Source organism: Paraburkholderia sp. Tr-20389, from assembly GCF_017104565.1.
Classification (GTDB): domain Bacteria; phylum Pseudomonadota; class Gammaproteobacteria; order Burkholderiales; family Burkholderiaceae; genus Paraburkholderia.
The window spans coordinates 1-10,586 of record NZ_JAAGPD010000015.1; the positions used below are offsets into that span (position 1 = coordinate 1).

Genomic DNA, 10,586 nt, shown 5'->3' on the forward strand with positions numbered 1-10,586 from the left:
TCTGTCCCTGCGCGCCGCTCTTCCGGTCCCAGGCGCGACGACGTCGCCGTCGGGCGGCGCTTCCGTCACGGCGGGAGCCGGTTGCGTAGCGTCGGCATCGGCCGTCTTCGCCTTCGCCCCCGCGCGGCGACGCGCGATCAGGCTACGCGGACCACGGCGCAAGCCGCGGCGCGGGCGCTCGTCGCCCTCGGCGTCCGGTCCTTGCCCGGATCGTTCGGTATCGCCCGCCGACGCTTTCGCGTTGCGCGTTTCGTCGGGGCGCGCAGCAGCGACGGCGCGCTCGGATTCGGACGAATCGGTGTCGTGGATGTCTGTCAAAACAACCTCAAAATGTCAGGTCGCGCGCCCATTGCGGGCGCGTCAAAAAATACGGTTACGTCAGGCGCTGCGCGACTCGGCTTCGTCGTCGGAGAATTCGCCCGCGTCCTGAGCGGTGTCGCGGCGATCGTGATGATCGTCGTGCACCGCTTGACTCTCGTCTGTTCCGGCCGGGTTGGCGTGAGCCGCGTGCCCGGTCTCGTTATGCGATTTGCGCGTGTCTTCGTGTTCGTCTTCGGACTGCGCGCCGGAACCGGCTTCTTGAGCCGTTTCCGTTTCATGCGTCGCCTCATCGGCGATGCGGTGTTCGGTTTGGGCCAACGTTTCCTCGCGCTCGATGCCGGCTTCGGCATGCTCGGGCGCGGGCGCCGGCGCTTCGTCTGCGTGCTCATCCGCCTGCGAAGGCAACTGCGTTTCGCCGCGCGTCTGGACCTCGTCTGCCGCCGCGTCGGGCGATGCCTCACTATCCGATGCAGCATGAGCCATGCCTTCGTCGGCACCCTCGCCCGCTTCGGCAACGAGGCCTTCGACTTCCGTCGCCGCCGCGTCCGAAAACTCGATCGCGTGCTGTGCGAGCAGATCCATGTTCGACTGCGCCGACGGATCGTCGAGCGGCGGCAGGTCTTCGAGCGACTTCAGGCCGAGGTCGTCGAGGAACGAACGCGTGGTCGCGTACAGCGCCGGACGGCCCGGCACGTCGCGATGTCCGATTACTTCGATCCAGCCACGGTCTTCGAGCTGTTTCACGACCTGCGTATTCACGGTCACCCCGCGAATTTCTTCGATGTCGCCGCGCGTGACAGGTTGCCGGTACGCGATGATCGCGAGCGTCTCGAGCACCGCGCGCGAATACTTCGGCGGCTTCTCGGGATGCAGACGATCGAGATACGTGCGCATCGCGGGCTTGCTCTGGAAACGCCAGCCGGACGCCAGTCCGACGAGTTCGACACCGCGTCCGGACCAATCCTGCTTCAGGTCTTCAAGCAACGTGCGGACGGTATCCGCCGATACGCCGTCGGCAAAGAGCTTACGCAAATCACCGATCTTCAACGGCTCCTGCGCGCAGATCAAGGCAGTCTCGAGGACGATCTTCGCCTCTTGGGTATTCATGCAGCTAGGTCAGACCCTGTGGTCAAAGAACCGGATCAAACAGACGATGTGGAACTGAAGACGCGCTCGCCCGATTCTGATCGGTCATATTGATGGGAGCACGCACCGGGGGGAGGCGAAAAAGGCATCGAGCCAAACCCAGCCGGACGACGGAGCAGCGAAATTCCGCGAGGGAACCGCGTGACTGGCTGCCATATTACGCAAAAACAATCGGTGCGTAAAGACGAAAACCCGACTGCACCTTAATCGATATTTCCTGCCCTGCATAACGCACCGGCGCGCCGCGTGTTCCGGGCGCGCCGCGGATGTCGCGCTAGCCGTGCGCGGCGCCTTGCTGCTCGAGCCAGGCTCGCAGCCGTTCGACGCCGGCATCGAGCCTCGCCGGATCGCACGCGTAGCACCAGCGCACGAAGCCCTCGCCCTCCGGCCCGAACGCGCTGCCGGGCGCCAGCCCGAGCCGTGCGTCGCGCACCAGCGCCTTGCACAGTTCGAGACTGCGCGACGCGCCCGGCAACGAGAAGAACACATACATCGCGCCCGGCGGCGCCTTCACGTCGACACCGGGCACGGCCGACAGCGCCTGCACCAGATGATCGCGCGACGCCCGCAGATCGCCGACCAGGTCGCGCGTGAACGCCGCGCCCTGCTCGATCGCCGCGATGCCGGCCTGCTGCACGAATGCCGGCGAACAGGACGTGTTGTATTCAACGAGCTTGCCGAGATCGTCCATCAGCGCAGCCGGCGCGACGATCCAGCCTAGACGCCAGCCCGTCATCAGCCAGGCCTTCGAGAACGAATTGACGCAGATCACGCGCTCGTCGCGCGCGGCGAGATCCAGGAACGACGGCGCGGTTTCACCCGCCTCGCCCGCGTAATAGAGGCGTTCGTAGACTTCGTCCGCGACGATCCAGATGCCGTGCCGCCGGCAATGTTCGAGCACGGCGCGCTGCTCGTCGCGGGTCATCACCCAGCCGGTCGGGTTGTTCGGCGAGTTGATCATCAGCAGCTTCGTATCCGGCGTCAGCGCGGCGAGCAGCCGATCCAGATTGAGCTGCCAGCCGTTTGCACCATAAACGAGCGACACGGTATCGACGTGCGCGCCGAGAATCTTCGGAATCTCGACGAGATTCGGCCACAGCGGCGTTACCGCGATCACACGATCGCCCGCGCCGACGACGAGCTGCGCCGCCAGCATCAACGCGTTGACGCCCGCACTCGTCACGGCGACGTGCTCGGCGGACGTCGGTCCGTGCAGCGCGCTCACGTACTTTGCCAGCGTCTCGCGCAGCGGCGCGATGCCGAGGTTATGCGTATAGAACGTCGCGCCCGAGGCAAGCGCCGCGCTCGCGGCGTCGCGGATGAACGGCGGCGTCACGCGGTCGGATTCGCCGAACCAGAACGGCAGCACATCCGGCACGCCGAAGCCGGCGTTCGCCACTTCGCGGATTTGCGAGGGCCGCAGCGAGCGCACGGCGTCGCGGGCATCCGGCTTCATATGAAATGGGGTGTCAGGCATCGGAGACTGGGGCAAGTCCGTGTCGCGCATCGAGGGTCCGGGCGGGTCTGTCGAAAAATGCGAGTGTAACGTCTCGCCCATTGCGCGCGGCGCGAACCGTGCACAGGCATGAACGCACCGGCGAGATCAGCGCAGATCCTCGGTCCGACCCGGCACCTGATGGATCAGGTTCCAGACGGCATCGGCGGCCGGCGACAGCGAGCGGTCACGCCGCCGCACCAGCTCGACCGTGCGCTCGGCACGCGGCACGAGCGGACGCGCGACCAGCGACGACCCCGCCGGCAGCGGCAACGCCAGCCATGGCAGCACGCTCACGCCGACACCCGCCTGCACCAGTCCAAACACCGTCGACGGATGACCGAGTTCCTGCACGACATGGGCGCTCACGCCGTGCTGTTCCAGCGCGGCGTCGATGATCGGCCGGCTGCCCGACGCCTGATCGAGCATCACGAGGCGCTCGCCGTCCAGCTCGCGCCACGCGATCTCCGCGCGCGCCGCGAGCGGATGGTCGTCGCGCGACACGAGGCAGAACGAGTCGGTCATCAGCGGCTCGGTGAACAGATCGTCTGCAGAGAGCGGGCCGATCACGACCCCGAAGTCGACCTCACCCGACTTCACCTTGCGTACGACATCGCTCTGCACGTCGTCGCGCAGCCCGAGCGCGATGTACGGGAATTGCTGGCCGCACGCCGCGACGATATTCGGCATCAGCCGGCACGCGATGGTCGGGCTCGCCGCCACCATCACGCGCCCGCGCCGCTGCTCGCCGATTTCGCGGATCTCGCGCAGCGCGTCGTCGAGATCGCCGAGAAGCCGCGACACGCTCGCGACCAGATTGCCGCCGACGTCCGTCAGCTGGACTTCGCGCGTCGTCCGGTCGATCAGCTTCAGGCCAATCTCCGCCTCCAGTTCACGCACGCAGCGGCTGACGGCCGACTGCGTCAGGCCGATTTCGCTGCCCGCGCGGCTGAAGCTCTGCAGCCTTGCCACTTCGATGAAAACACGCAGTTGGCGCAGCGTCACATTCATCTTTTCCCCTCATGAATGATGTTGTTTGATGCAGATTTTATATCCCGCAACGCTTTTGCGCACCGTTTCGACAACTTCGCTGCGACGCAGCAAAAAGGCGCAAACGCACGCGGGGCGGGCCTGATTGCACAAGATTGGTGATTGTCCCGATTTGCGTGATGCGTTTTTTGGATTCTCATACGGGCCAGGCTAACGCCCGTAACGGCTTGATACGGCGGGGCTTCGAGGCGGTTAAGTGAAAGATGGCACGCTTCGTGCATTTCCCTTGGCACAAGAGTCGGCGCCAATCCGGACCAGGTGAAAACGGTTCGACACGGCATAGGCCGGCTCTCCGCCGGCGCCCGAAACGGATTCGGGCGCATGAAGAGTGCGCAGCGCGGGGCAGCGCACCGGAGTTAGCTTCGCTGAGGTGAAACATGATGGTGTTCGACGATTTGAGAGACAACGAGTGGGCGCTGGTGGAAGCGTTGTTCTGTGCAGAGCCGGCACGGAGCGAACGCCGTGGTCGACCACGCGTCGAAGCTCGCGCGGTAGTCAACGCCGTGTTGTGGGTTTTGTCGACGGGCGAGGGCTGGTCCAAGCTTCCGGGCCGCTATCCGTCGCCGCCGACGTGCCGTCGTCGTTTCGACGAATGGCAGGCCGACGGCACGCTGGCTGAAATAGTCAAGCGGCTGGGCACAAGCGGCCGCGAGATTTCGCTGCGCGGACGCATCGGCGCAACGGCGGCCAAACCGCCGGCACCGCCGAGCCGCGACCGTCTGCGCGGCGCGTTCTGGACCAATCCGGAATCGTGGCGCGCGCCCGTCAAGATGGCCTGATCATGCAATCTACGCTTCCGGGCGCCTCAGGGCGCCCGGCGCGTTTCTAAGGCTGGCAACGCCCGACCCCGTTCTCCCTCGGCGTACATTCGCGTCGTTCCTTCTCAGGCACGATGGCGTCGACCGTGTACGCCGACTGCGCGGCAACCCTTCTGTTTTCCGTCTGTTACGGACATCGGCATCGCCGGTCCCGGCCGGCGTGAGCACGTCCGTCGCTGTGCCCTATCCTCCCGTCCACACGCCCTCATCCCTTCTGCATAGCTGCCGTGACGGGGCGAAACATCCATTTACTTTTATTTACAGCATGCTTTCGCAATGCGGCATACCGTACGAGTATGCAAACAAGCCCGTCCCGCCCGGCTTGTCGGGAACCGATCATGAGGCCAATGTCACTGCATGTGTGCGGCTTGGTCGTTTCATTGCTCGCCGCAACTGCAACCGCGCAACAGCGCCCGCAAGGCTGGAACTGGAGGCCGGAACAACCGGCCACACTGCAAGCCTGGCAGCAAGCTGAAACGCGCAATCAGAGTTTCACGCCGCCCACGCCGCGCGGCGATCTGCGCGGCGACATCGCGAGCAACGTGCGCGCGCGTCCCGACGGGCAGCGTGAAGACGCCTCCCCGCGACGGGGGCCGGACGCGCATTGAACGCATCGAACATCGCCAGAGACAGGTGCCGCGCGACGATGTCAACGAAGATGTGCGATATCGGGAACCAGCTCGCATGTCGGCAGTCTCACCAATGCCATTAAGCACAGCGTGGCAGAAGTAATTCCGGTATGCCCGTATCCTCGCGATACGGGCTTTTTTTTCGTCCGGACTACGCAACGCCCCTAGCCTGGGCGACGGCATAAAGGAAATGTAAAACCCGGGAATTGGCGGCGAAACGCCCTCGACGCGCCTTGGGCGACGCGTTGTCGCGCGCAACACTGTCCTCGCGTGCGCGCGTCCTGCAAGAGCCCGCGCCTAGACGGCAGCGGCCCGCTCTCCGGCGACTGCGCCGGAGAACACGTAGTGAAGCATGCGGCGCGCGTCCCAGTCGAGGGAGCGCTCGTCGCGCGAGAGCCGCGCGAACTCAGCGCGGCCGCGTTCGGTCAGCACCGCGATGTCCACAGGAGCATGGAAACCCGGCGCGGGAGCGACCGTCCGTTGACGAACGGTGTCCATCATGCCAAGCGAACGCAGAAATTCGAAAACGCCTGGGCGCTTCGCCCATGGCACCTGACGGTATTGCGCCCGTCGTAGCGCCTCAAGTACTGCTTCGTTGGAATAAGCGGTCATCTCACTTCTTTCTTAAAGTGCAGCCATGACTTATTTGTTCGCGACACAATGGCGCGTCTGCTGACACGCGCGTGGCGGACGGCACGCAAATTTCACGCGTTTTCCGCCAATGCTGACATTGGCCGCCGTTTATTTCGGCCCCCGTGTGAACGCCGTGCTAGCGTTCTGCTTCCAGCTGGCGGCGATGCGCCCTTGGTGGCGCGATGATCCGCTCGCGGAAATGTCCGAATACCATACGTTACCCCAATAAAATTGATTCTCTTAACTTTATTGCTGCTTTTTTTTGCAGCTTTCATGCTGCTGCGCAACGCCCGCACGCTGATCGGCACGACGACCATCGCGGTTTTCTGGGCGGTCGGCGCAGGCTGGCTCGCCCAGCCTTTACTCGATCTCGCCCAGCGCGGCGCGCCGCCCAGCGGACAAACGGTTGCTCCCGCAACCTACGCGGCCCATACGGCCATCGTGCTGCTCGGCACGGGGACGGTGCACCGCGACGGCAAGCTGGTCCCGCCGAGGGACGCGATCGCCCGCATCGCGATGAGCGCCGATCTCTACGCACGGTGCAAGCAGGTCAGCCCCGTGTGTCACGTGATCGTCAGCGGCGGCAACCCGCAGGAGCACGAGGCGACGGAAGCCGACACCTACCTGCCCTACCTGCTGCGCGAAGAAGTACCGCGCGGCGACATCATTCTCGAGAACCGCAGCCTGACGACGTACGAAAACGCGCGCAACGTCGCTGCCATTCTGCCGGACGGATATTACGGTTCGTTGATGCTCGTCACTTCTGCCTATCAGATGCCGCGCGCGCTGCTGAACTTCCACCGCTTCGGGATGAACCCGCTGCCCGTCGTGTCGAATACGCGGCACGCGAAACGCGGCGTGCTGCCGCGCCGGGAAAATTTCTTCAATGCGGAGATCGCGCTCCACGAACTCGTCGGTATCGCGCAGTTTCATGTCTATCGGCAGATCGGCTGGTTCTGATCGCGCGGCACACTTCGCAAGTTGCTTAGCTCTCCGACGGATTCGACATTGCCGTGTCTTCATCGGCACCTGCATCGAAGCACGCGACACGACAATTGCGGACAACTGCGCGTCATGCGAAAGCGGGAAAATATGACTTGTCGCGACACGCGCGCCGAAGCGCAGCACAATAGGTGCGATGCGCGATGGCTTCTGCGGCGCCGCTTCGTAGCAGCCATGCACGTATGTAACCAGACGTAACTATCTGTGAATTCTGTTACAGAACGCGCGCTGGACTGAACATTGCTGGCTAGAATGCACTGTCGTTCCATTGGACAGGCCATACTCGGGTCCATAACCACTCTCTACGGAGGCAACGATGAAGAAAGTGTCCCTGGCAATCCTGGTTTCCCTTTCGGCACTGACGGGCGCGGCATACGCGCAGCAGGATCAAGGCGTGAGAATGAGCACCGACCCGGCCAAGGCCGCCGACGTCGAGCAACGCGCGCAAGATCTGCAGAACCGGCAGCAGGCAATGGAAAGTGCACCGCCGCCCGCACCGATGAAGCATAACAAGGGCATGCACCACAAGAAGCCCGCCGCGCCGGCACAGTAAGCAGGCTGCACGAGCACCGCACCCCCGGTGCGGACACGACGAACAAGCCGAAGCCGTTCAACGCGGCCTCGGCTTTTTTGTTGGCGCCAGTGGGAAATCAATACGAAGGATGGCCGGGCGGCATCTCGCAGGATGCCCATCGACGTTATGCTAAAGTCGCGCACCGACGAATCCACCCCAACCCGTGCGCCCCTGGTGCGGAGGACAGAATGAGCAACATCCAGCTGGACATCGAATGGACTGAAGCAGCATCCCGCAAGATCGAAAAACTCATGCCGCGCGGCAATCAGGATGCATTCCTTGCGCTGCCGCCCGTCGAATGCCTGCCGATGGAAGGCGACGTGCTGTTTCTCGGACCGGCCGGCAAGCAGCAGCCGTTCATCGTCGCCGAACGCCAGTATCATCACGACGGCGAGGCCGACTGGACCATCATCCTGATCCTCGACGTGCCGCAAGCGACGCACTAACTGCTGCAGTTCACGCGCGTTATCCGGGCCCGGCCGCCACAGTGCCGGGCCTTTCTGTTTCTGTAGCAGCGCTCCCGCGAGGCTGCTGCTCTGCGCGCTACGCGATCTTCGATACGACGCGTATCTCCGCGGCCTCGACCCAGTCGGCGGACGCCTTCACGTACGCCTCGAGATGCGCGGATTTCGCATGCGCCGCCAACGCCTCCTCGCTTTCCCAACGCTCGAAGAATACGAAACGGCGCGGCTCGTGCAGGTCGCGATGCAAGTCGTACTGCAACGCGCCGCGCTCCTTGCGCGTCGGCCCGATGAGCCCCTCCAGCGCCACACGCAACTGCTCTTCATGTCCCGGCTTCGCTACCGAGATTGCCACCACCGCGATTTCCGACACGTCACACTCCGTTTTTTCGAAAACCAGCAGCATAGCGCCACTGCCATCACCGCATCGCCAATCTTCGCCAACATCCAGTCATAACTGCGCAGACTCTTGGCGCGGTCTGTGATTACCCGAACATTCGAATAGCATACGAACTGCTAGACTGATTTCGATGAACTGAGCTGCAAGACGAGTTGCACCACCGAGCGGAGTCGCGCGCGAACGGCATCGATCCGATCGCCTTCGGGCCCGACCTCCATTGCGCCGATGCTGGACATGCCTGCCGCCGGCATGTCGCCGCATCCGGGCGAGCGCCGCACGCTGCATAGGACAATCTGCCGTCATGCCTAACGTCGACGATACGACGCTCACCGGCCTTCTGCAGCACATGGTGCAGGACGAGGCCGGATGGGCTGCGCCGTGGCGAACCATTACGTTGCGCAGCGTTTTCCAGCCGGTCGTCTCCGTGACGCACCAGCGCGTGGTCGGCTACGAAGCGCTGCTGCGCGCTTTCGATCCTGTCGGTCATCCCATCTCGCCCGCCGTGCTGTTCTCGGGCACCCGCTCGACAGCCGATGCGCGCGCGCTCGATCGTCTCGCGCGCTGTCTGCATGTGGCGAACTTCATGGCGCAAGGCATCGAAACGGGATGGCTGTTCCTGAACACGCGTCCGCAGGTGTTCGAAACGGGCTGGCCGCAGCGCCCGTTCATCGACGAACTGTCGGAGCATTTCGGACTGCCGCAGGAACGCATCGTGATCGAAGTGCTCGAGCAGCCGGCCGACGACGAATCGGCCGTCGCCAGCATGCTCGCCGCATCGCAGCCGCGCGAGTTCCTGATCGCCATCGACGACTTCGGCACCGGCTTCTCGAACTTCGACCGCGTGTGGCGCTTCCGGCCGGACATCGTGAAGCTCGACCGCTCGCTGGTGGCGCGCGCGGGCCGCCAGGACAACGACAATTCGCTGATCGGTCATCTGATCAACATGCTGCATCAGTCGGGCACGCTGGTGCTGGCGGAAGGTGTCGAAACGGAAGACGAGCTGATGACGTTGATGCAGGCCGACGTCGATTTCATCCAGGGTTACTGGTTCGGCCAGCCGAAAGGTTCGATCCAGGCGGCCAGCGCGCGCGTGCCCGAGCTGATCGAACAGATGTGGCAACGTTTCGACAGCTACGAACGCACGCATTCGCGTTATCAGCGGCCGGGCTTCGAGGGTTTCACGGAAGCCGTGCTCGCGGGCGCGTCGCTCTACCTGCAGACGGGCGATCTCGAAGAAGCTGCGAAGCCCGTCTTCATCGTGCCCGACGCGCGCCGCGTGTTCGTGCTGAACGATCGCGGCGAACAGCTGGAGCCGTCGATCACCGCACGCGGCACGCCGCCGCCGCCCGCCCGCCTCGCGCCGCTCTTTCCCGACACGCGCAACAACTGGTCGCGGCGCGCGTATTTCAAGCACGCGCTCGCCGCGCCCGGACGCGTCGCGATGATGGGACCGCACTGTTCGCTGATGGACGGCCAGGATTGCTACACAGCCGCCGTAACCGTCGAGCGCAACGGCCAGACGCATGTGTTTTGCGTCGATTTCCTGCCTGAGGTGCGCAACGCCAGTCCCGTGTGACGCACCGTGGATGGGCGGCGCTAGTCGTGATCGACGCGCTGCCGCCCCGACTTCACGTCGCTGCGCTTCGCCTTGCTTTCGAGCCGCCGTTCTTTCGATGCGCGCGTGGGGCGTGTCGCTACGCGCGCCTTGCGGGTCACGCTGACGCTGTCGATCAGCGCATCGAGCCGCGCCAGCGCCGCCTCGCGGTTCATGTCCTGAGTCCGGTATTCCTGCGCCTTGATGATGACGATGCCGTCACGCGTGATCCGATGGTCGCTCATCGCGAGCAGTCGCATCTTGAGCACCTCGGGCAACGACGACGCGCGCACATCGAAGCGCAGATGAATCGCACTCGACACCTTGTTGACGTTCTGTCCGCCCGCGCCCTGCGCGCGCACGGCCGTCAGTTCGATTTCGTTCGGCGGGATCGGATAGCGTGAAGTCATGTCGAAGGTTCATGCGAGGAACGGCAAGTGTAACCGGGTACGCCGTCTTGGAT

At 64.2% G+C, this 10,586-nt stretch carries 11 protein-coding genes and 2 pseudogenes; 6 read left to right on the plus strand and 7 right to left on the minus strand.

The annotated features are described in order from the left end of the window. From G3N95_RS16565 to G3N95_RS16580, 4 genes and pseudogenes are all read right to left on the minus strand, one after another. A pseudogene (locus G3N95_RS16565) lies at positions 1 to 318 on the minus strand (23S rRNA pseudouridylate synthase B); the annotation flags it as partial. A gap of 60 nt (positions 319 to 378) precedes the next feature. Further along, complete coding sequence (scpB, locus tag G3N95_RS16570) at positions 379 to 1,428, minus strand: SMC-Scp complex subunit ScpB (RefSeq protein ID WP_205971171.1); 1,050 nt, start codon at positions 1,426 to 1,428, stop codon at positions 379 to 381. Positions 1,429 to 1,741: 313 nt separating this feature from the next. Further along, the gene (locus tag G3N95_RS16575; RefSeq protein WP_205971172.1) at positions 1,742 to 2,974 is read right to left on the minus strand and encodes a pyridoxal phosphate-dependent aminotransferase; all 1,233 of its coding nucleotides are present in this window, start codon (positions 2,972 to 2,974) and stop codon (positions 1,742 to 1,744) included. A gap of 96 nt (positions 2,975 to 3,070) precedes the next feature. Next, positions 3,071 to 3,973: a LysR family transcriptional regulator gene (locus tag G3N95_RS16580; RefSeq protein WP_205971173.1), complete on the minus strand. Its 903-nt coding sequence runs from the start codon at positions 3,971 to 3,973 to the stop codon at positions 3,071 to 3,073. A 419-nt stretch (positions 3,974 to 4,392) separates the two neighbouring features. Between G3N95_RS16580 and G3N95_RS16585 the strand changes: the two are divergent. Both G3N95_RS16585 and G3N95_RS16590 read left to right on the plus strand, forming a co-directional pair. Beyond that, positions 4,393 to 4,779: pseudogene (locus G3N95_RS16585) on the plus strand (transposase); the annotation flags it as partial. A gap of 389 nt (positions 4,780 to 5,168) precedes the next feature. Further along, positions 5,169 to 5,438, plus strand: a complete 270-nt coding sequence (locus G3N95_RS16590; protein WP_205971174.1) for a hypothetical protein — start codon at positions 5,169 to 5,171, stop codon at positions 5,436 to 5,438. Between the two features lie 318 nt (positions 5,439 to 5,756). Here the strand turns inward: G3N95_RS16590 and G3N95_RS16595 are convergent, their stop codons facing one another. After that, on the minus strand, positions 5,757 to 6,071 hold the full coding sequence (locus tag G3N95_RS16595; protein ID WP_205971175.1) for a hypothetical protein: 315 nt from the start codon (positions 6,069 to 6,071) through the stop codon (positions 5,757 to 5,759). A gap of 294 nt (positions 6,072 to 6,365) precedes the next feature. On the opposite strand from G3N95_RS16595, the gene G3N95_RS16600 reads away from it, so the two are divergent. The 3 genes from G3N95_RS16600 to G3N95_RS16610 all read left to right on the plus strand — a co-directional run bounded on the left by G3N95_RS16600 (position 6,366) and on the right by G3N95_RS16610 (position 8,114). Further along, complete coding sequence (locus G3N95_RS16600) at positions 6,366 to 7,052, plus strand: YdcF family protein (RefSeq protein ID WP_205971176.1); 687 nt, start codon at positions 6,366 to 6,368, stop codon at positions 7,050 to 7,052. A gap of 358 nt (positions 7,053 to 7,410) precedes the next feature. Beyond that, positions 7,411 to 7,647 (plus strand): hypothetical protein, encoded by a 237-nt coding sequence (locus tag G3N95_RS16605; RefSeq protein WP_205971177.1) that lies wholly within the window; start codon positions 7,411 to 7,413, stop codon positions 7,645 to 7,647. A 209-nt stretch (positions 7,648 to 7,856) separates the two neighbouring features. Then, entirely contained in the window at positions 7,857 to 8,114 is a 258-nt protein-coding gene (locus G3N95_RS16610; RefSeq protein WP_012401134.1) for a hypothetical protein, read from the plus strand. 97 nt (positions 8,115 to 8,211) lie between these two features. Here G3N95_RS16610 and G3N95_RS16615 read toward each other — a convergent pair whose 3' ends face one another. Beyond that, a complete protein-coding gene (locus tag G3N95_RS16615) occupies positions 8,212 to 8,502 on the minus strand; it encodes a putative quinol monooxygenase (RefSeq protein ID WP_205971178.1) in 291 nt (96 codons plus the stop codon). A gap of 328 nt (positions 8,503 to 8,830) precedes the next feature. Between G3N95_RS16615 and G3N95_RS16620 the strand changes: the two genes are divergently transcribed. Next, positions 8,831 to 10,105 carry an EAL domain-containing protein gene (locus G3N95_RS16620; RefSeq protein ID WP_205971179.1) on the plus strand — a complete coding sequence of 425 codons (1,275 nt, stop codon included), beginning with the start codon at positions 8,831 to 8,833 and terminating at the stop codon, positions 10,103 to 10,105. Between the two features lie 20 nt (positions 10,106 to 10,125). Here G3N95_RS16620 and arfB read toward each other — a convergent pair whose 3' ends face one another. Continuing rightward, complete coding sequence (arfB, locus tag G3N95_RS16625) at positions 10,126 to 10,533, minus strand: alternative ribosome rescue aminoacyl-tRNA hydrolase ArfB (protein WP_205971180.1); 408 nt, start codon at positions 10,531 to 10,533, stop codon at positions 10,126 to 10,128. Between the last annotated feature and the right edge of the window lie 53 nt (positions 10,534 to 10,586).

Bases quoted from the DNA above. Each gene is read 5' to 3' on its own strand.
- arfB (WP_205971180.1), bottom strand. From the start codon at position 10,533: ATGACTTCACGCTATCCGATCCCGCCGAACGAAATCGAACTGACGGCC.
- G3N95_RS16610 (WP_012401134.1), top strand. From the start codon at position 7,857: ATGAGCAACATCCAGCTGGACATCGAATGGACTGAAGCAGCATCCCGC.
- G3N95_RS16605 (WP_205971177.1), top strand. From the start codon at position 7,411: ATGAAGAAAGTGTCCCTGGCAATCCTGGTTTCCCTTTCGGCACTGACG.
- G3N95_RS16595 (WP_205971175.1), bottom strand. From the start codon at position 6,071: ATGACCGCTTATTCCAACGAAGCAGTACTTGAGGCGCTACGACGGGCG.
- scpB (WP_205971171.1), bottom strand. From the start codon at position 1,428: ATGAATACCCAAGAGGCGAAGATCGTCCTCGAGACTGCCTTGATCTGC.
- G3N95_RS16580 (WP_205971173.1), bottom strand. From the start codon at position 3,973: ATGAATGTGACGCTGCGCCAACTGCGTGTTTTCATCGAAGTGGCAAGG.
- G3N95_RS16575 (WP_205971172.1), bottom strand. From the start codon at position 2,974: ATGCGCGACACGGACTTGCCCCAGTCTCCGATGCCTGACACCCCATTT.
- G3N95_RS16620 (WP_205971179.1), top strand. From the start codon at position 8,831: ATGCCTAACGTCGACGATACGACGCTCACCGGCCTTCTGCAGCACATG.
- G3N95_RS16590 (WP_205971174.1), top strand. From the start codon at position 5,169: ATGAGGCCAATGTCACTGCATGTGTGCGGCTTGGTCGTTTCATTGCTC.
- G3N95_RS16600 (WP_205971176.1), top strand. From the start codon at position 6,366: ATGCTGCTGCGCAACGCCCGCACGCTGATCGGCACGACGACCATCGCG.